Source organism: Paenibacillus sp. JNUCC 35, assembly GCF_058269095.1.
Genome location: NZ_CM177771.1, coordinates 5,351,062 through 5,370,783 on the forward strand (window position 1 = coordinate 5,351,062; position 19,722 = coordinate 5,370,783).

18 protein-coding genes are annotated in these 19,722 nt (G+C 55.7%); 9 read left to right on the forward strand and 9 right to left on the reverse strand.

Annotated elements, in window-relative coordinates; translation table 11 throughout:
• Window positions 1-95: 95 nt before the first annotated feature.
• Together AC2TF6_RS24140 and AC2TF6_RS24145 are read right to left on the reverse strand one after the other, a co-directional pair.
• A complete protein-coding gene (locus AC2TF6_RS24140; protein WP_491308847.1) occupies window positions 96-1,607 on the reverse strand; it encodes a (Fe-S)-binding protein in 1,512 nt (503 codons plus the stop codon).
• Window positions 1,600-3,015 (reverse strand): FAD-linked oxidase C-terminal domain-containing protein, encoded by a 1,416-nt coding sequence (locus AC2TF6_RS24145; RefSeq protein WP_491308848.1) that lies wholly within the window; start codon window positions 3,013-3,015, stop codon window positions 1,600-1,602. The genes AC2TF6_RS24140 and AC2TF6_RS24145 overlap by 8 nt, the downstream gene beginning before the upstream one ends.
• 204 nt (window positions 3,016-3,219) lie before the next feature.
• On the opposite strand from AC2TF6_RS24145, the gene AC2TF6_RS24150 reads away from it, so the two are divergent.
• Together AC2TF6_RS24150 and AC2TF6_RS24155 are read left to right on the forward strand one after the other, a co-directional pair.
• Complete coding sequence (locus AC2TF6_RS24150; RefSeq protein WP_491308849.1) at window positions 3,220-3,951, forward strand: FadR/GntR family transcriptional regulator; 732 nt, start codon at window positions 3,220-3,222, stop codon at window positions 3,949-3,951.
• 383 nt (window positions 3,952-4,334) lie between these two features.
• Window positions 4,335-5,429, forward strand: coding sequence for a tetratricopeptide repeat-containing glycosyltransferase family 2 protein (locus tag AC2TF6_RS24155; protein WP_491308850.1), 1,095 nt, complete (start codon window positions 4,335-4,337; stop codon window positions 5,427-5,429).
• Between the two features lie 224 nt (window positions 5,430-5,653).
• Here the strand turns inward: AC2TF6_RS24155 and AC2TF6_RS24160 are convergent, their stop codons facing one another.
• Entirely contained in the window at window positions 5,654-7,105 is a 1,452-nt protein-coding gene (locus tag AC2TF6_RS24160; RefSeq protein ID WP_491308851.1) for an amidase, read from the reverse strand.
• A gap of 828 nt (window positions 7,106-7,933) precedes the next feature.
• On the opposite strand from AC2TF6_RS24160, the gene chrS reads away from it, so the two are divergent.
• The 5 genes from chrS (at window position 7,934) to AC2TF6_RS24185 (ending at window position 12,154) form a co-directional block, all read left to right on the forward strand.
• Window positions 7,934-8,416, forward strand: a complete 483-nt coding sequence (chrS, locus tag AC2TF6_RS24165; protein ID WP_491308852.1) for a chromate efflux transcriptional regulator ChrS — start codon at window positions 7,934-7,936, stop codon at window positions 8,414-8,416.
• A 1-nt stretch (window position 8,417) separates the two neighbouring features.
• A complete protein-coding gene (chrB, locus tag AC2TF6_RS24170; RefSeq protein ID WP_491308853.1) occupies window positions 8,418-9,044 on the forward strand; it encodes a chromate efflux transporter ChrB in 627 nt (208 codons plus the stop codon).
• Window positions 9,044-9,589 carry a chromate efflux transporter ChrA gene (gene chrA / locus AC2TF6_RS24175; RefSeq protein ID WP_491311711.1) on the forward strand — a complete coding sequence of 182 codons (546 nt, stop codon included), beginning with the start codon at window positions 9,044-9,046 and terminating at the stop codon, window positions 9,587-9,589. The genes chrB and chrA overlap by 1 nt, the downstream gene beginning before the upstream one ends.
• A gap of 279 nt (window positions 9,590-9,868) precedes the next feature.
• Complete coding sequence (locus tag AC2TF6_RS24180; protein WP_491308854.1) at window positions 9,869-10,696, forward strand: helix-turn-helix domain-containing protein; 828 nt, start codon at window positions 9,869-9,871, stop codon at window positions 10,694-10,696.
• A gap of 153 nt (window positions 10,697-10,849) precedes the next feature.
• A complete protein-coding gene (locus AC2TF6_RS24185) occupies window positions 10,850-12,154 on the forward strand; it encodes an NtaA/DmoA family FMN-dependent monooxygenase (RefSeq protein ID WP_491308855.1) in 1,305 nt (434 codons plus the stop codon).
• A 170-nt stretch (window positions 12,155-12,324) separates the two neighbouring features.
• Here the strand turns inward: AC2TF6_RS24185 and AC2TF6_RS24190 are convergent, their stop codons facing one another.
• The 3 genes from AC2TF6_RS24190 to rpoD all read right to left on the reverse strand — a co-directional run bounded on the left by AC2TF6_RS24190 (window position 12,325) and on the right by rpoD (window position 14,922).
• The gene (locus tag AC2TF6_RS24190; protein WP_491308856.1) at window positions 12,325-13,515 is read right to left on the reverse strand and encodes a DHH family phosphoesterase; all 1,191 of its coding nucleotides are present in this window, start codon (window positions 13,513-13,515) and stop codon (window positions 12,325-12,327) included.
• Between the two features lie 234 nt (window positions 13,516-13,749).
• Entirely contained in the window at window positions 13,750-13,989 is a 240-nt protein-coding gene (locus AC2TF6_RS24195; RefSeq protein WP_231392109.1) for a hypothetical protein, read from the reverse strand.
• Between the two features lie 21 nt (window positions 13,990-14,010).
• Window positions 14,011-14,922 (reverse strand): RNA polymerase sigma factor RpoD, encoded by a 912-nt coding sequence (gene rpoD, locus AC2TF6_RS24200; RefSeq protein ID WP_491311712.1) that lies wholly within the window; start codon window positions 14,920-14,922, stop codon window positions 14,011-14,013.
• 398 nt (window positions 14,923-15,320) lie between these two features.
• Here rpoD and AC2TF6_RS24205 point away from each other — a divergent pair, with 398 nt between their 5' ends.
• Window positions 15,321-16,823 carry a sensor domain-containing diguanylate cyclase gene (locus AC2TF6_RS24205; RefSeq protein WP_491308857.1) on the forward strand — a complete coding sequence of 501 codons (1,503 nt, stop codon included), beginning with the start codon at window positions 15,321-15,323 and terminating at the stop codon, window positions 16,821-16,823.
• A gap of 185 nt (window positions 16,824-17,008) precedes the next feature.
• On the opposite strand, the gene AC2TF6_RS24210 is transcribed toward AC2TF6_RS24205, so the two are convergent.
• Window positions 17,009-17,338, reverse strand: coding sequence for a winged helix-turn-helix transcriptional regulator (locus AC2TF6_RS24210; RefSeq protein ID WP_491308858.1), 330 nt, complete (start codon window positions 17,336-17,338; stop codon window positions 17,009-17,011).
• Window positions 17,339-17,545: 207 nt separating this feature from the next.
• Here AC2TF6_RS24210 and AC2TF6_RS24215 point away from each other — a divergent pair, with 207 nt between their 5' ends.
• The gene (locus tag AC2TF6_RS24215; RefSeq protein ID WP_491308859.1) at window positions 17,546-18,265 is read left to right on the forward strand and encodes an SDR family oxidoreductase; all 720 of its coding nucleotides are present in this window, start codon (window positions 17,546-17,548) and stop codon (window positions 18,263-18,265) included.
• 138 nt (window positions 18,266-18,403) lie between these two features.
• Here the strand turns inward: AC2TF6_RS24215 and AC2TF6_RS24220 are convergent, their stop codons facing one another.
• Together AC2TF6_RS24220 and AC2TF6_RS24225 are read right to left on the reverse strand one after the other, a co-directional pair.
• A complete protein-coding gene (locus AC2TF6_RS24220; protein WP_491308860.1) occupies window positions 18,404-19,030 on the reverse strand; it encodes an HXXEE domain-containing protein in 627 nt (208 codons plus the stop codon).
• A gap of 20 nt (window positions 19,031-19,050) precedes the next feature.
• Window positions 19,051-19,641 (reverse strand): TetR/AcrR family transcriptional regulator, encoded by a 591-nt coding sequence (locus AC2TF6_RS24225; RefSeq protein ID WP_491308861.1) that lies wholly within the window; start codon window positions 19,639-19,641, stop codon window positions 19,051-19,053.
• Window positions 19,642-19,722: the final 81 nt, after the last annotated feature.

The window sequence follows — 19,722 nt, forward strand, 5'->3', positions numbered from 1 at the left end:
GGCATTTCGGCAAAGATAACAGGTAACGAATCGCAGCACAAATAAAAGAAAAACCCTTCCGTTAAGCGAAGGGTTTCAAAAAAATTGCAGGAACCTTATCTGTCCCCGAGCATCCGCTCATGGAGAAAATCGACGACATGCATGACCTTCATGCTGCCGTCCCCATGACGTTCGTTGCCCAGCTTCATTTGAAGCAGGCAGCCGGGATTGCTGGTCAGCAGATATCCGGCGTCCGTGGCGTTGGCATGGACCATTTTGTGATCCAATATCTGATTGGCCATTTCCGGCTGGGTCAGATTATAGATGCCCGCCGATCCGCAGCAGCGGTCGGCCTCGAACATCTCCACGTACTCGACGCCCGCCACCTGCCGCATAAGCTTCCGCGGAGCGTCGGAGGAGCGCATCACATTGCGCAGATGGCAGGAGTCCTGGTACGTGATGCGCACGGAAGGCGCGGCCGCCGAGACGGCAGGGGGCACGGTTCCAGCGGACGCGGCAGACGGCTGCGCATGCGCAAACGCGTCCTGCGGCGCTGTTCCGCCTGCCGCTCCGGCAGCTCCGTTGCTGCCGGTAGCCGCGCAGGCACCCGCCGCGGCAGCACCCAGGCCGCCCGCCGCGATAGCCCAGCCCTGCTCGGCGAATTTCGGCACCCGGCCGAAGTTGACGAGCAGGTCGCTGACGTCCTTGACGCGGGCGGCAAACCACGCCGCGTCGTCCTTCCACTGCGCGTCCTCATGCAGCAGATGGTCGTACTCCGTCAGGATGGCTCCGCAGCCGCCCGCGTTGGAGACGATATAATCCACGCCGGCTTCCCGGAAGGCGCGGATGTTGCCGCGGGCCAGCGAGCGTGCCCCGTCCGCCTCGCCGCTGTGCGCGTGAAGCGCGCCGCAGCAGTTCTGCGTGTCGGGGATGACCACTTCGAAGCCCGCTTGCGTAAGCAGCTCAACCGTATGGACGTTCGTTTCCGTGAACATCACGTCCATCAGGCAGCCGCGGAAAAGCCCGACGGTCGCGATCTTGGCCCCGACAGCCGCATGACGGCCGCCGATCCGCTCGATCACGCCCCGCGAGGACGACTCCGGCAGAACCTGTTCCATTTCCCTCATATGGTCAGGGAACAGCTTCATGATGCCGCTGGCCCTCGTGATTTTCTGCAGCCCCGAGCGCTGATAGAATCCCAGCGCGCCGCCCAGCAGCTTCATCCGGTTCTGCTTCGGGAATACCGCCTTAAAAGCCGTGCGGCGGGCAAGCTTCACCCAGCCGCGGTGACTGTCCGTGTGATCCTCGATCGCATCGCGCGCCTGCTCGATAAGCTGCCCGTACTTCACGTCAGCGGGGCAGGCAGGCTCGCAGGCCCGGCAGCCGAGGCAGTGGTTCATCTGCTCTTCGAAGGCGGCGTCCGGCGCCATAATCCCGTCCGCGACCGCCTTCATGAGCGCGATGCGTCCGCGGGGCGACTCTGCCTCAATGCCCGTTTCGCGGAACGTCGGGCAGGCAGGCAGGCAGAAGCCGCAGCGCATGCAGTTCGTCAGCTGGTCCTCGTCCAGGCGGAGCTTCAGCTTCTGTGCCAGCGGATTGCTCGTGGTGCATGCTGCTTTCTCAGCCACGGTCGATCACCACCCTTTTGCGTGATTCTTTGGCGAAAACTTTGCCGGGATTGAGCAGATTAAGCGGATCGAACGCCTGCTTGATCCCCTTCATGACCTCAATGCCCGCCGCGCCTACTTTCCACTCCAGGAAAGGGGCTTTGACGAGACCGACTCCGTGTTCCCCGGTAATCGTACCCCCGAGCCGGATCGCCGCTTCGAAAATTTCCTCGAAAGCGGCCTCAACCCGGTGAACCTCCTCCGGATCGCGCGCGTCCGTCGTCGCCGTCGGGTGAAGGTTTCCGTCGCCCGCATGGCCGAACGTGCAGATGGTTACGTCATGCTTCTTGGCGATCCGGTTAATCTCCATCACCATATCGGCGATTTTGGAGCGGGGTACGGTCGCATCCTCCAATATCGTCGTCGGACGCAGCCTTGCAAGCGCGGTAAACGCGCTGCGCCTTGCCGTCAGCAGCTTCAGCGCTTCCTCTTCGTCCGCCGCGACGGCGATGCGGTCCGCGTTTTCGCCGCGGCAGATGTTCTCGATCATCGCGATATCCCGCTCCACCGTGGCGGGGTCGCCATCCTGCTCGATCAGCAGAATCGCTTCCATATCAAGAGGCAGCCCCAGCTTGGCGAAATCATCGACCACCCGGATGGTCGGATTGTCGAGAAATTCAAGCGTGGCCGGGATGATCCGGTTCTCGATAATTTTCGAAACGGTGCGTGCCGCGCCATACAAATCTTTGTACATCGCCAGCATCGTCTTTTTCGCTTTCGGCGGCGGAATGAGCTTCAAGGTCGCTTCCGTTATAACGGCCAGCGTTCCTTCCGATCCGACGAGCAGCTTCGTAAGGTCATACCCGGCCACGTCTTTCATCAGCTTGCCGCCGGTGCGGATAATTTCCCCGTTCGGAAGCACAGCCTCCAGACCGATAACGTAATCCTTCGTCGTTCCGTATTTCAGCCCGCGCAGCCCGCCCGAGCACTCGGCAATGTTGCCTCCGATCGTGGAGATCGACATGGAGCTGGGATCAGGCGGGTAAAAAAGCCCCAAAGACTCCACATGGGTGATAAACTGTTTCGTATTCAAGCCCGGCTGCACGACCGCCGTCAAATTTTCCAGATCCACCTCCAAAATACGGTTCATCCGGTGCATCACCATCACGACCCCGCCCTGCACAGGCACGGTTCCCCCGCACAAATTCGTACCCGATCCGCGGCTGATAAGCGGTACCCGGTGTTCGCTGAGCACCTTCATAATGGCCGACACCTGCGCGGTATCTGCCGGATAAATGACGCCGTCGGGCAGTGACTGGAGCATCGGCGTCCCGTCGTAGGAATGGGTTACGAGCGACTGGGGATCGTCTTTAAACCCTTCCGCGCCCGCAATGGCGATCAATTTTTGTCTGACTTGTTCGTTCAGCAAATTCAGCACCCCTTTTATTAAATCGGTCCGTCTCTGAAAACGTCTTCATTTCCATGCGATTGCTCTTAATGAAGCCATTTAACACTTGAAATAATTTTCATTAATAGATCAGGTCATCTGATGACTTTCTTTACAATTAAGTATACACTAAAATAAATCAACCGGAAGCCGGAAAATAAAATTTTTAATACGGGGGCTTAACAAATGGATGTAAATACGAACGGACGGCCGCTTAAAAGTCATGAATGGGTGTTGAACGATCTCCGGAAGCAGCTGGAGGAAGGACGGCTCGCCGTCGGCGACCGCCTCTCTTCCGTCGTGGACCTTGCCGCACAGTACGGCGTGGGCCGTTCCACGATCCGCGAAGCGCTGAGCGTCCTCAAGGCCATGGGCCTGCTCGATATCCGGCAGGGCGGCGGCACCTTCGTCAAGGCGCTTCCCTCCAAGCCCCCGCACCCGGGCCTGCTGCGCCCGGAATGGGTCGGCCGGGCCGAATCGCTGCGGCACATCCTCGAAGTCCGGCGGGTGCTGGAGACCGGCTGCGCCTCTCTAGCCGCCGTCAGCCGGACGGAGGCCGATCTCGCCGCGCTCTCGGGCACCCTCCGCAGCATGGAGGAGCATCTCGGCGACGAAGCGCTGAGCGAGCAGGCGGATGTCCGCTTCCATGAGCAGATCGCCGCCGCCACGCACAATCCCGTGCTGGCCGATCTGATGGCGTCGCTTTCGCAGAAGCTGCACGACAGCATGAAAGACACGCGGGCGCTCTGGTTCTACGCCGAGCGTTCATCGGCAGAGCGTCTGCTGCGCGAGCATCAGGCCATTTTCGACGCCGTCCGCTCCCGGCAGCCGCAGGAAGCCTCGGCGCGAATGGAGCAGCACATCACCAAAGTGGAGCAGGTGCTCGGGGAGAAAGGCGCCGATGTTCCGTCCCGGTAACGTCACGGCTGTACGGCGCCCTTGCGCCGCATTCTTGTTGAACATTCAGTTACTCGCTTGCAAGGCAAACCCTCTTCGCGATCGTCACGCGACTACGGTGCAGCAGGTTGCCGGCCGGTTTCGTCCGGCCTTTTAGTCGCCCGACGACCTTGCCTGCAATCCACGATTTTTCATTGGATTATGCACGGCACGGCCGGGAGCTCGTCACGCTCCTAACCCGAAAACCACAGGTTCAAGTCCCGTCCCGCAGCCTGGCACGACTCACTTTGCATCCGCGGGTTCTCTCCGCCCGGCGGTAGCGCGTGCCCCGGCAGGCGGACAGCCCGTCACACCCTCCCGCAAGCTGAATAGGATGCTACAAGCAACCTTCGGGAGGGATTGTCGTGCCTACCATCAGCCTTTGCATGATCGTGAAGAACGAAGAAGACCATATCGGGCGCTGTCTTGCGTCCGTGGCGGATCTCGTGGACGAGATCGTCATCGTGGATACGGGCTCCACGGACCGGACGGTCCCCATCGTGCGGGATTATACGGACCGCGTCCATCATTTCCGGTGGATCGACGATTTTGCCGCCGCCCGCAATTATTCGTTCAGCCTGGCCGAAAAAGAGTACATCCTCTGGCTGGACGCGGACGACATATTCGAGGAGCCGGACCGGATCAAACTCGCCGCGCTCAAGAGAGCCCTGGAACCTTCCGTGGATGCGGTTAATATGGTTTACAACCTCGCTTTTGACGAATTCGGCCAAGTATCCGCCAGCATCCGACGCAACCGCCTCGTCAAGAGAAGCTGCGCCTTTCTCTGGCACGGGCCCGTGCATGAATATCTGGAAGTCCGCGGGAGTGTCCGGACGACGGATATCGCCGTCACCCACCGGGCTCTGCACCACGATAACGGCCGCAATTTGCGCATTTACGAAAACCGGCTGGCCCAGGGAGAAACCTTCTCGCCGAGGGACTTGTTTTATTTCGCCAATGAATTGAAAGACCACCGGATGTACAACCGGGCCATCCATTATTACGAGGAGTTTCTCGGGACGGGGAACGGCTGGATCGAGGACAACATCTCCGCATGCGGCAGGCTGGCGGACTGTTTCCATGCGCTCGGAGATGAGAAGCGGGAGCTGGACAGCGTGTTCCGCTCGTTCCTCTACGCAAGTCCCCGCGCTGAATTTTGCTGCCGGCTGGGTTACGTCTTTTTACGGAAAAAGGACTACCGCACTGCCGCATACTGGTACGAGGCCGCTTTGCAGGCGGGCAAGCATACCGATTCGTGGGCGCTGACTCATACCGCCTGCTCGACCTGGCTCCCGCACCTGCAGCTGTGCGTCTGCTACGACCGGCTCGGCGAGCACGAGCTGGCGCACCGACACAACGAGACGGTGCTGGAGTACCGTCCCGGCGACCGTCAGGCTCTGGCCAACAAGACTTATCTCGAAGGCGTGCTGGCCGGAAAAGAAGGAACCCCCGCAGATTAACCCGCGGGGGTTTTGTTTGCATCATTCGCCGAGCACCGCGCGCTGGGAGCTTCGCGCGGCCGGAAGCCCGGCAGTTTATTCGGCTCAGTGCGGGGTCTTTTCATACCCGCGATGAGTTCCCGGCGCGGTACGGCACCGCCTGAAGGCGATCAGCCCTCCGGTTCTTAGATAATATGAACCGCCCGAACCGGTCAGCCGAGCTCCGGAGGTTTCCTCCGCTGACACTAACCCAGCACCGGCGGCTTCCTGCGCGGGCGAAGCTGCTCGAAGGCGTAAGCCAGCTTGATGAGCACGGGCTCCGCGAAAGCTCCCCCCGTGAACATCACGCCGAAAGGCATCCCGCTCCGCAAGTACCCGCCCGGCACCGCGATCGAAGGATAACCGGCCTTGGCCGCGATCTCGTCGCCCGCCGTGTTCGGGAACAGCAGCGCATCGAGCTGATGCTTCTGCATCGCGCAGTCGATCCCTTCCGTCCGGGACAAGCGGAGATCGGCCAGCCGGTGAAGCAGATATTCGGGTTCGGTCAGCTTGCCCGAAGTGGCTTCCGACCGGATCAGCACCTGCTGCCCGTACTTCAGCGCTTCGTCCGCGTGTGCCTCGTTAAAGGCGATTAGCTCCTCCAGCGTATGCACCGGCAGTCCGTCAGGAAGCCTGCCCAGATACGCGTTGATATCCGCCTTAAACTCGTAGTAGAACACCTTCGAACGGTGACCGGACAGCTCTTCCAGCGAAGGAATCTCCACCGGATCGACGATGACCGCGCCCGCCTCCCGGATTTCCTCCAGCAGGCTTTCGAAAAGCTCCCGCTCTTCGTCCGTGAGCGGGTCCAGGTGCTCGCTGCGCGGAACGCCGATCCGCGCGCCCTTCAAGCCGTCCTTGTCCAGATGGATGGTAAAGTCCGGCTCTTCCAGACCGGCCGCGCTGCCTGTCGCCGCATCCTGCGGGTCGTACCCGCAGAGCACGCCAAGCAGCGCGGCGGCGTCCGCCACCGTCCGGGCCATCGGTCCGGCGGTGTCCTGGCTGTGCGCGAGCGGAATGATCCCGCTGCGCGAAATGCGGCCCAGCGTCGGCTTGATGCCGACGACGGAGTTGTGGATCGCCGGGCTGAGAATGGAGCCCGACGTCTCGGTTCCGACGGCAACCGTCGTGACGTCGATGGCGACGGAGGCGCCGCTTCCCGTGCTCGATCCGCCGGCGAACAGGTCCGCCCCGTACGGGTTCAGCACCTGGCCTCCGCGGGAGCTGTAGCCGGAAATCATATCATCGGCCATGAAATTGGCCCACTCCGTCATGTTCGCTTTGCCGAGGATAATCGCCCCGGCTTCCCTCAGCTTTTTGACAAGGAAGGCGTCTTCCCCGGCATAATGATCCTTGAGCGCAATGGAACCCGCGCTTGTATGCATGCTATCCGCCGTCTGAATGTTGTCCTTGAGCAGGACGGGAATGCCGTGGAGCGGTCCGCGGACTTGTCCGAGCCGCCTTTGGGCGTCTGCCGCTTCCGCCAGATGCAGGGCGTCCGGATTCAGCTCCAGGACTGAATTAATGCCGGGCCCCTGCTGATCGAACGCCGCGATCCGTTCCATATAATACCGAACCAGTTGGAACGATGTGCATTCTCCCTGCTCCATGGCATGCTGCAGCCCGGCAATGGTTGCTTCCGCAAATAGAACCATCATGCGGTTCCCCTCTCTTTTTCATCGTTAAGATAAGCTCCGTCTATTTCCCGGTACTCCTCATAATTCCATTATCCCAGAGGGGGGAGCCTACCTACAAGAGTAAGATTCGTTATAGAAAAAAAGGGCCTCCGTGCCGGCAGCTTGATCTCGGCGCAGAACCCTTTTTTATACGGCTGTTCGTATCATCCTTCCAAAAATGCGGCTATCTCCTCCTGAAGGCCGCCCAGCCTCTCCCGGAGGTCTTGGAGGATTCTTTCGTCGGAGATCAGGGAGTAGAGATGGAACGCCCGCTTGTACTGTCCGGCAGCCATGACGAGCTTATGCGACGGTGCGGCGCTTACAGCGCTTTGTGGAACAGCCAGTTTGCGGAAGCGCAGGCCGCTTTGTAAGAAACAGCGCGGGAGACCCGGTTTTGCTGCCGGGTCTTTTCGGCTGCCCTTTCATGCGGCGGCCTCTTTCCGGTCAAACTAACCGGACGGCGGCTTGTTCCTCCCTATCCTCCGCAATCTCACGCCCCCTTCTTCGGTTCCCGCAAGTGGGCTAAGAGGAAGCTCCTAGTCCGCTCCGGAATGGCCAAAGCATAACTCCAGGGACCGGAACAAGATGCCGGATTTCCGGATCCAAGAGCTCCGTACCCGAGATTTCCGAACCCGGAAGCTCCGTCGTGCCGGGAATAATCCGGCTTATTTTCATGCGGATGCCACAATTTTTCAAAAGAATAATTTGAAAACGAAATCAAATGCGTATATATTCTTACATAACGAAATATTTTTACTTTATTACCCGACAACATGTTAACGAATTGAAATAAAAGGAGGCAATCCGAAAATGAACAAACAAGAGCCGCCGGAAACCAAATCCGCGGGAATCGACGAAACCGACCGCAAAATTATCCGGGCCTTGAACGCCAACGGCCGCATTTCCTATACCGACCTAGCCAAAGATATCGGGTTATCGCGTGTTGCCGTCCAGGGACGGATACAAGCTCTGATGGAAACGGGAGTAATCGAAAGATTTACCGCGGTCATCAATCCCGAGAAAATCGGGATCGGGGTCTCCGCTTTTTTTAACGTGGAGGTAGAGCCCAAGTTTCTGCACCAAGTGGCCGATCGGCTGGCGGAAGAGCCTTCGGTGACGAGTCTCTATCATATGACGGGTCCGAGCAAGCTGCATATGCATGGGCTTTTTACGAATCATCAGGAGATGGAGCTGTTCCTCAAAGAAAAGCTGTACCCGCTGCCGGGCATTACGAGTGTGGACTGCCAGGTGCTGATTACCCGGTTCAAAAGCCGTATGGGAATGAGGTTGTAAGATGGAACAGGCTTCCCGCGGGCGAAAGCCCTACTACGAACTGACCTCGGCAATGGTCAAAACCGGCATTCTCGGCTACGGCGGAGGACCGTCCGTCATTCCGCTGATCCGCTATGAGGCCGTCAATCATTACGGCTGGATGGAGGACGAGGAGTTCGGCGAAATTCTGGCCTTGGCCAACGCCCTCCCGGGTCCGATCGCGACGAAGATCGCCGCCTACCTCGGCTACCGGCAGAAAGGCACATCCGGCGCTATCGTCGCCGTCATCGCGCATATTCTGCCTTCGTCGCTGGCGATGATCGCGCTGCTTTCCGTGGTCGGCTACTTGAGCAGCTCCACCGTCGTGCAGGGAATGATCGCCGCCGTCGTCCCGGTCGTGGCCGTGATGATCGGCCTGATGGCCTACGAGTTCGCCGAACGGGCCGTCAAAGGGCTCGGCAAGCCGGCGGGCTTCGGATTTTTCGTGCTGTCGCTGCTGATGCTTGAGGTCATCCATATCCACGCGGCGATTGTCATCATCGCTTTTCTGGCTTACGGCGCGTTTCATTACAAAGCCCTCCGCTGGCTGCGGGGCAAAATGGGCAAACGCGGCACACACCCGGATGACGGAAAAGAGGACGGCTCATGATGGAAGAGTGGCTGAACCTGTTCATCGGTTTTTTCGTCGCCAACGTCCTCGGTTACGGGGGAGGGCCCTCCTCCATTCCCCTCGTGTATCAGGAGGTTGTCACGCATTATCACTGGGCGGACGACCGCCAGTTCTCCAACATCCTCGCGCTGGGCAACACGCTGCCCGGCCCGATCGCGACGAAGATCGCCGCTTACGTCGGCTACGACGCCGCCGGCTGGTTCGGGCTGACCGTCGCCATAGCCGCGACTGTCGTTCCTTCGGCGGTTGCCCTGATCGTGCTTCTGAAGCTGCTTCAGAAGCACCGGCAGTCCTCCGTCGTGAAAGGCATGACGCTGCTCGTCCAGCCCGTCATCGCCGTCATGATGGTCGTGCTCACCTGGCAGATGGCGGAAGGCTCCGTCCAATCCATCGGCATCTGGCAGTCGCTCGGCATTGCCGCCGTCACGTATTGGGCCATGCAAAGGCGCAAAATTCATCCGGCGTTCGTGATCATTGCCGCGTTCGTCTACGGCGGCGTGGTGATCGGGCATTTCGGGATCTGAGAGTGCCCGAAAACGCCATCCCCTCCGCCGCCATCGGTGCCGACGCGCTTCAAAACCAATAACCCCCGGTATTCTCTGTACCGGGGGTTACGTTTATGCTTGCCCGCCGGGCCGAGAGCTGGGTCCGGCTCCCGATACAGCGGAAGTTACACGTAAACGCATAACTTCCGCCCCCTTCCTCCGGGAAGCTGTTCTTTTATTTTGTAAAATGGGATAAATTATAAACTAGATGGACCTTTATGAAAGCCGATAGTCCAGATAGGAAGCAGGTGTAGTACAATGATAGATTTGGATAAATTAGCCGAGATATTTGCTGGCGGTTCCTGCGATATAGAAGGTGCCTACCGTTTAGTCATCCAGCCGCAAAGTAGATTGAGTGATTTCAGGACCGTAAGGCACGGATTTCTTTTTATCATTCGCGGAGAAGCTGAAATGTGTGTGAACGGAACGGTCTACGAATTACTTCCTGGATCCGTATTCCATGCGGCCCCAGGCATGCAGCTGGACTCCCGAGTTATAGGACAATCAGAGTTCGAGTACTACTCACTTTTTTATCGATTGGACAAGTTAGGTGATGACAATAGAGGTCATGAATGCGATTCTCATTTCAAGCTTGAACCTGGAATAAATCCGAGAGTGATACAATTACTGATCATGCTCCATCAGAATGTCCATACACTTGGAGGGATAGGGAAACTTCGTGTCAAGGAATTATTCTTAAGCATCGTGCATCAAGTTCTGGTAGGTTGCAGGTATCGGGAGAATGACAATTTTCCTAATAAAAGAGTGATAGAGGAGGCCATTGCATACATTAACGGGCATTATATGAATCCGTTGACACTCGACGAGTTAGCTGAACTGCATGCAATGAGTCCCAAACGCTTCTCCTACTTCTTTCACAAATATACGGGGTTCCGTCCCATCGATTATGTCATTCATTATCGTATGGAAAGAGCGAGTGAATTGCTTAAAGCAGGCCATTTTCCCATCCGCGATATTGCCGTCAGTGTCGGTTATGCCAATCAGCTCTATTTCAGTAGAGTATTTAAAAAGAAATTCGGTGTGCCTCCCTCCGCATACACACAAAAAATAGAAAATCATAAATAACCACACGGCAAGCCTGGATTAGATAATCATACATATAGCATTCGCGATTTGTGTATTTGCATTTTCTTTAGTCCTTGCTACACTATACACTGATAATGAGAATCATTATTAATATCGCGAAACTATTTTTATGATATAGAAAGGTTGATAGAATTGACCACAAACAGACAATTATGTATTGGATTGTCCTTATCTGCAACTTGGATGAAAGGAGACGGCTGGAGGCGCCCAGACAGCGGTGTGGAAAAAATGGATTCCATTGACTATTACATTGATTTGGCAAAGATGGCGGAGAAGGCAAAGCTCGATTTTCTTTTCAAAGCGGATTATCTTTATGTTAGCCCGCAGATGCTGGGCGACTCCGCTAATTTCGGCAGCCCCGATCCTACCATGATTTTTGCGGCGATCGCTCGTGAAACCGAGCGGATTGGATTGGTTACAACGGTTTCCACCACTTTCAATCCGCCGTATGTTGTCGCAAGGCAGCTTCAGTCGCTGCACTGGCTCAGCAACGGACGTGCCGGCTGGAATATCGTGACTTCGATTGAAGGCGCAGAAAATTTCGGTGATTCACCTATGCCTTCACCGCAAGAAAGATATGCGAAAGCCATGGAATTTACGGATGTCGTACGCAAGCTCTGGGAAAGTTTTCCGCATGAAGCAATTGTGATGGACCGCGAGTCAGGCCTATTTTCCGATAAGGACAAAATTTCCTCCATTCATCATTCGGGTGAGTTTTTCAGTGTCCGGGGACCGCTTACTTTGCCTGCCCATAAATCGGGATCCATTCCTTTATTTCAAGCAGGCGCGTCAGATATAGGACGAAACTTCGCCTCTTCCGTAGCGGATGCTATTTTTGCGGCGATGCCGGACCTTGAGTCCGGAGTGGAATTGCGAAATGATTTGAGAAGAAGAGCCAAGGAACATGGACGCAATCCGAACGCCATCAGAGTTTTGCCCGGATTATATTTTTTCTTGGCTGAAACTCGCGAGGAAGCGCATGAATTACATAAGGCCGCACACGCACATTTGAGTACGGAGCGCAGACATGTATCGCTCAAATCCGTGCTGGGCCTTGATTTAAGCGGCTTTGCTTTGGATCATCGCGTAACTGCCGATATGCTTCCCGATCCGGATCAGCCAGTCCGCAGCCGGACACATGCCGAACTGTTGCGCCGGTATATTACAAACCATCAGCCTACAGTGGAAGAGGTGTTGGCAAGGCCGGAGGTCGTCGGATCGGCTCACTGGGTTTCCGTTGGAACGGTTGAGGACGTGCTGAACGATATTATGGAGCGGTTTGAGGCTGGAGCGATTGACGGATTTATAGCCCTTCCGGGCGGTTCAGAACAATCTATGGAACTATTTTTTGAAAAACTTATGCCGCAGTTGGTTGAAAGAGGCTTGTTCAGAAGCGAATATGCAGGCTCGACTCTGAGGGCACATTTGGTTATTTAACATCTCATACTTATTAAAACATAGGACAGCCCTTCTAAGCTGAAAGCTTGGAAGGGCTGCCCCATTTGTTTAAATAGGAAGCCGATGTCATCACCATAAAATTGGCAAAGTGCATACCCGAGGGGTATGCACTTTGCCGCCTTCAGCAGCCTTCTGCCCGGCCGCACGGCTCAAGTTTCTTTTCTGAAATGCTTCATCAGAAATTTCACGAACACTTCATCTCGGACCAGCCACGCGGCATAATGCCGTTTAATAAAACGCTCCGCTTCCTCGTACGTTTCGTACGAAGCGTCGACTTCTTCGCCGTTAATCTCCATCTTCCACTTTCCGTCAAAGGGATAAAGGAAAAACCGCGTGTCGCCGCGCCCTTCATACAATGTTCCGAAGCTGCTGTTTTTCACGTTGTAGTAGTTGCGGAAAGCGTCCGTGCGGATCGGCTCGACGGAGAACGGCTCGGCCACATAGGCCGGATAAACCTCGTCGGTCAGCGAGCAGCCGGAAGCCTTCGCATGACCGCCGCCGCCGTAGCGTCCGGCCACCTGGGAAACATCCACGTGATCGTGGATGGTCCGGAAGCTGACGCGCTTGCCGCCCATATTCAGAATCGCGATGTAGTCCAGATGCGGGTACTCCTTGCCCAGCTCGTTGCCCAGCTCGGAATGATACGATTCCGCGTGGACAATGCCTACGCAGTAATCGTGAATGAAGGTCTGGACGATTTCCCGGCGTTTTCTCCGGATATAGCGCTCGATTTTACTCTCTTCCATATCCAGAATTTTTTCTTCGAAATCATCGAAAGCGAACGGATCATTTCCCAGAAGACGGGGCACCATTTTCTCCTCGAATTCGTCAATGGACACGAGGTAGAACAGATCGTTCAGCCGCTTGGCCTGCGCGTTGCCGTTCGCCTCCCATTCCCAAGTGTCGTACTGGCGGACCAGCTCGACGAATTCATCCAGCGCCGGAGTCGCTTTCAAAAACCCGTTCCGAAGCAGGTGCTCGTAGAACAGGGACGTCGCGGAAGCGAGCCTGCCATCGGAATACGCCACGGTAACCGCCGCCCATGGATACGCATTGAAGTGCAGCGCCGTCTTATGGTGGTCGATCATGCTGATTTTGCCGCCGGATTGCGCGTATTCGTTCATCTCCTGCTCATTTTGCTCGTTAACTGACAAGTCTGTAATGTAGAGGTACTCGTGCTTGACCTTTCCCTGCCGGGCAAGTTCCAGAAACTTCTGGACCTGGACGTTCAGTCCTTCCACGGAGTTGTACCGGACCTCCGCTTCTTCACCGAACGCGCATTTGGCGAGAATGCCGCAGCCCACTCCGTCCAGGTCGTTATGTGTATACAAATGAATCATCGGACTCCGCCTCCTTGCCGTTAATTCCCGTCCTTCGCCGGGCGGGCTTCAATCCCTGCTAATTTTTCCACAGAACGGCCGGACTATGCAACCCTCTTTCTTTCGCTTCAACAACAAAAGGCACTTCCGCCGGTGAGATACCGCGCCTCGCGCGAGTACCTGGACCGGGAAAGTGCCCTGCCGGAACGGCTCTATTCAATGCCATTGTTGAACGTGCAATCGGATGTTACTCGGTCAGTTGACCGGTTCCTTGCCGGATAAATCCCGCCATTTCACGACGAACTCGCTGTGAAACGCTTCGCCCTTGTATTCGCTGTGCTCCTCCAGAGCGTTCCCGCATTCGCAGGAAATCTGATCGGCCCCGTAATTGTCCGTGCCGAACACGATGCGCTCGTCCCGGTAAGCACGCTGGCCGGGCACCACTTTATGTTCTTCTCCGCAGTTCAGACAGCGGATGACAAACCCTGCAGTCATGCCTTTCATCTCCCCCTGCTCTTATGATTCGTCCAGAAAATCCTTCAACCGTTTGCTGCGGCTCGGGTGTCTAAGCTTACGCAGAGCTTTCGCCTCGATCTGGCGGATTCTTTCGCGGGTGACGCCGAATACCTGGCCGACCTCTTCCAGCGTGCGGGTACGCCCGTCGTCGAGCCCGAAGCGCAGGCGCAGCACGTTCTCCTCCCGCTCGCTCAGCGTGTCGAGCACGTCCTCCAGCTGCACCTTCAGCAGCTCGAACGCGGCGGCGTCGGCCGGAGCCATCGCGTCCTGGTCCTCGATGAAATCTCCCAGGTTCGTGTCGCTTTCTTCGCCGACAGGGGTTTCAAGCGACACCGGCTCCTGGGCGATCTTCATAATCTCGCGGACTTTCTCTACGCTGAGCTCCATCTCTTTGGCGATTTCCTCGGGAGCGGGCTCCCGTCCGAGATCCTGAAGGAGCTCGCGCGATACGCGGCTCAGCTTGTTGATCGTTTCCACCATATGAACGGGAATACGGATCGTGCGCGCCTGGTCGGCGATGGAGCGGGTGATGGCCTGACGGATCCACCAGGTCGCATAAGTGCTGAATTTATATCCTTTGGTATAGTCGAACTTCTCGACGGCCTTCATCAGTCCCATATTGCCTTCCTGGATCAGATCAAGGAACAGCATGCCGCGGCCCGCGTATCTTCTGGCGATGCTGACGACCAGACGCAGATTCGCTTCCGCCAGAATACGCTTCGCTTCCTCGTCGCCCTGCTCGATCCGTTTGGCGATATTGACTTCCTCTTCAGCCGAAAGAAGCCCTACACGTCCGATTTCTTTCAGGTACATACGTACGGGATCATCCATGCGGATGCCATGCGGCAAAGACAGGTCATCCTGCTGCCCGCCCTGCTCCGCCTCCCGGGAGTTGTCTTTCCCCGGTTTCATAAACGGATCTAGTACCGGTTGGAATTGTCCTGCCTCTGTTCCTGTTTGTTGATCTTTTGTCATATGCTCAGCCCCCTGCTTCCCGAAACCGGAATCACGTCCAGTGCATTGTCGTTCTCTTCGTCTGCACCCGCCAAAGCCCCGGGTATTGACCGCAACTGCAACCGCTATAATTATGAGTATTGACACCAAGATGAAATTATGATATATTCTAAATATCTAACCAAAAAATAAGTACTTGTGATTTTATCACAGCTTCCTTTTAAATTCAAGCCCTTTTTCACTTTCCGTGGAAAAGGGTTTTTCTATTTTTTTCTTCTCTTAAATTCGCCGAAAAAAGAATCGGCCTTTCCGCTTTTGTGATAAAATGATTCATATTGTATAGCAGATAAAGAAGGATGAGTACTTTGCGAGAATTGATCTTTCCCTCCAAACAGACCGGTGATTCGCTGCTGTTCACCCAGTCCCATCACGGACATTTGTTTCACCGGATCAAACGGGTTTCCATACTGCTGATTGCCGTCTATCCTTATTACTTCTATGCGGATTTTTTCCTTTACCTGGGCGTTCCCGACGAGGCTTACAGATACGGCTCCATCGGCATACACTTGCTGAGTACGCTGATATCGGTTCTGTTCCTCATCCTGTACCACCTGCTCCGGAATCAGACAGCCGCTTCACGGACGATCTGGCCGCCCCTCCTTGTAACTGCCTACACGGCCCTCTACCTATTTATCGGCATGCTCTCTTCGATCAACAGCCAAAGCCTGACCGGAAACGTAGACGCCTATATCATCATTCTGCTGAGTGCGGCCATAATCCTTCCCATACACCCTAAGAATTTTTTGGTTATTCTATTAATTAACCATCCGGTGTTCCTAGTCCTTCTTTCTATGGCAAACAAAGACAAGTTCGATCTGCTGACCAAGCAAATCAATACGACGGCGACGGCGGTTATCGCTTGTTTTATCGTCCTTACCTTGTATAACCTGAGAAAAAAAGATTTTATCAACACCCGGAAGCTTCGGGAAAACGAGATTCATTTCCGGAAGTTGTTCGCCGTGAATCCTTATCCGCTCGTCCTGTCCCGTATCCGGGACAATACCGTCGTGCAGCTGAACGCCGAAGCCGCGCATTTTTTTCAAATTCCGCTGGACAGCGGTACGCCTGCCGACGCCTCCATTACTTATCCAAGCAGCGCGGACAAGGATGAGATCATCCATGAGCTGCTGCAAAAGGACAGCATCAAGAACCGCATCTGCCAGCTGCCCGTCTCGCCTCATTCCCAGAAATGGGTCATGATCAACTATGAGCTCATTATATACGACAACGAAACGTGCGTACTCGCGGGGATTACGGATATTACGGAGCTAAAAAAAGCCGAGGCCGAGCTGGCGCGCTACGCGTCCCTCGACGCCCTGACCGGTGTGCTGAACAGAGGCCACGGGATGGCGCTTCTCCAGCAGGAACTTGTCCAGCGCGGAGAGCAGGGCGGCGAGCTGGTCGTCTGCTTCGTCGATATCAACAATTTGAAGGAAGTCAACGACCGCTACGGTCACGCCGAAGGAGACTCGCTCATTAACAAGGCGTGCGAAGTACTGCAGAGAAACCTGGAGCCGGAAGATTATCTGTTCCGCTACGGAGGAGATGAATTCGTCCTGGTGTTCCATACCCGGCCGGACGCCGCCGACCTCATCTGGAGCCGCATCCGCGAAGATCTGCTCATTCTTAGCCGGGAGCCGGACAGTCCTTTTCCCGTTTCGGTCAGCCACGGTTTCTTTGCTGTCGGGCCCGGTACGGACATGTCCGCCGCCGAAGTTATCGAAGCCGCGGATAAAGTAATGTATATCGAGAAGCACTCGTACAAGAATAATACGTGCTCCCCTCCGAATACGATGTAACCGTTACGTATCCCCGTTCGCCCGGTCCGGCGCTTTCCCTGCCGGCTAAGAACGGGGATTTTTTTGTTGGCTGTACGGCAATGAGTAGAACGTATTATCTAGGGTTCCTCCGATGACTAGACTAGTTAACTACAGAGAGACGGCAGCTGTTAGCCGAAAGTAAAACAACCACTTGCTATACCGCCCTACAGTTTCAAGCCCCACTCCTTCAGCTCAATGAAGATGGACTCCAACTGTTTTCCCTTGTCGGTTAACGTGTATTCCACGCGGGGCGGCACTTCGGGATACACGGTTCTCACGACTATTCCGCTCTCTTCCAGCTCTCTCAAACGAACCGATAACGTTTTGGGGCTGATGCCCTCCAAAGATTTCAGCAGTTCTCCGAATCTCACCGTTCCGTCGATCAGCAAGTCCCGGATAATAAGAAAGGTCCATTTGCTGCCGATTATCCCCAAGGCCGCCTCGATCGGACACTTCGTACCGGGGGTGCCCTTGCTTAATTTAACTTCTTCCAACGATAGACCTCCCGTTTTTATTGCTTGAATGGAACCAACTATATCACAATAGTTACTTTAGGGAAATAAGGTGAATTAAATATTACTACTTCCCTAAATGAATTATTGGATTTAGAGTAATCATCACCGGCCGCCCTTTTGCCAATCTTACTATTCTCGGCAGAAACGGTCCATCATGACGAACTCAAACCGAGGAGGAAATTTAACATGACACTCGCAGGAAAAAAAATCGTGATTATCGGAGGCAGCTCCGGAATCGGGCTGGAGACCGCGGCTTTGGCCCTGGAGCAGGGGGCCGAGGTTGTGATCGCCAGCCGATCGGCGGACAAGCTCCGCCAAGCCCGGAATACGCTCGGGTCCACCGTTGCGGCCTATGAGCTGGACATGGCCGACGAGCAGGCCGTCAAGGAATTCATGACGCGCGACGTCAAGCGCCTGGATCATCTGGTCGTCACCGCGGCGCAGACTTGGTCCGGCCCCTTCCTTGCCACCGAAACAGCCAAAGCCCGGCAGCTGTTTGACAGCAAATTCTGGGGGCAGTACCACGCGGCGAAGCATGCCGCTCCTCTCGTGACGGAAGGCGGCTCCATCACTCTCTTCTCCGGCGTCGTTGCCTTCAAGCCGATGGCCGGCTCCGCAAGCCTCGGTGCCGTGAATGCCGCAGTCGCGTCGCTCGGCCAGACCCTTGCCCTGGAGCTGGCTCCGCTGCGGGTCAATGTCGTCTCGCCCGGCATCATTAATACGCCTTCCCGTGCCGGCATGGATGACGCGGTTCGCAGCGCTTTCTACGAATCCGTGGCCGCCAGACTGCCGGCCAAACGGGTTGGCCGGTCCCGGGACGTGGCCGAGAGCGTGCTGTATCTGCTCCGCAACAGCTTCGTAACGGGCACCGTCCTCCATGTCGAAGGCGGCCATCTGCTGACTTGACACGCCCGGCGAAAGGCCCGTGAGGCATCGCAGCTTCACCCGGAAATGAAAAAGGAGCCGGCAAGCCATCTGCAGCGATGGTTCAGCGGCTTCTTTTTTACGGAAGACTAGTGGGCTTCTTAAACGCGTGAGAGTCTCTTATCGGCCCGCATACCGGCCCAACTGCCTGCGGGCAAAGGAGTACGGCGAGTTTTTATTTTTCATCCAGGCGTTGCCCTGAATAATCAGCAGGTACGTCCCGATGACAAAGTATACCGAGCCCCACAACCAGTCCATCCCCGAGGCCATGCCCTGAACGGTAATGTACCGGATGTACCATACACCGGCGGGAATATGCAGAACGATGACGGCAAACAAGCCCGGGTTGTAAAGCGTCCGTGCCTTCACATTGGCGAAAATTCCGTGCCAGACCAGTTGGAAGAAGCCCATGAGGATGGGACCGAGCGCCAGCCACACGACTTCCGGGAACAGGATCGGCAGCAGATAAAACACATAAGCGATCAGAAGATTAATGACCATCGCGGATTGCGTGTTCAAAGGATACCGTTCCGGCGAAGAGCTTTGAAAGATGAGGCCGTTAAAAAGACCGGCGAAAGTTCCGGGCCACCGGTATTCTTCGAACTGATGAACGAGAATGGCCGCAAAACTGAACCATAAGATCTTGGTCAGCTCCGGCAGATCGTTCCATGACAGCCCAAGAACAATCAGTACGGCTACTGCCGCTAGTCCGCCCAGGTCCTGCCAATATTTCCGCAAAAAATTCATCCCGTTTCCCTCCAGCCCGGTTAATCCCGGAAATAGTGTTGAAACAGAAGCTCCACCTGCTCTTCGACCGGCGCCACCTGCGACTGGGTCCCGCTTTCCAGGATCGGTTTCATAAGAACCGGCAGGAAGATCGCTCCGAAAATCTGCATGAGCATCCCGGTCAGAAGGCGCGGGTCTTCCTCACGGGTAATCTCACTTAGGGCGGTGCGGACTTTATCGAAACCGATCGTTTTGAGAAATTCCCCGTATTCGTGCTGCGAACTGAAGACGGGAGTGCCCATCGCAATGATCTTGCGAACGAGGTCGGGATACTGCCCGATTACCTGCGCATACCGGATCAGAAATTGCTTCAGCCGTTCCCGGGGACCGCTCCGGGGATCGTCCAGAGCGGTAAAAGCATCCTGGAATCCGCCGAGCAGAACTTTGATGGCTTCGCTGATCAGCCGCTCTTTCGAACCGAAATAATAATTGACGAGCGAAACGTTGGTGTCGGACAAGGCAGCGATTTTCCGGATCGTCACGCTCTCGAATCCTTCGTTCCTGATCAGGGTCAGGGCCGTCTCCAAAATTTTTTCTTTCGTGGACGGATTAAATTTATCCGAGTTTTTCATAAGCGGAAAGTCTCCTTTCAGTCAATTTAAACAATGTTTAAAACGTTGTTTAAATTTATCTTAACAGAAATTTCATGTCTG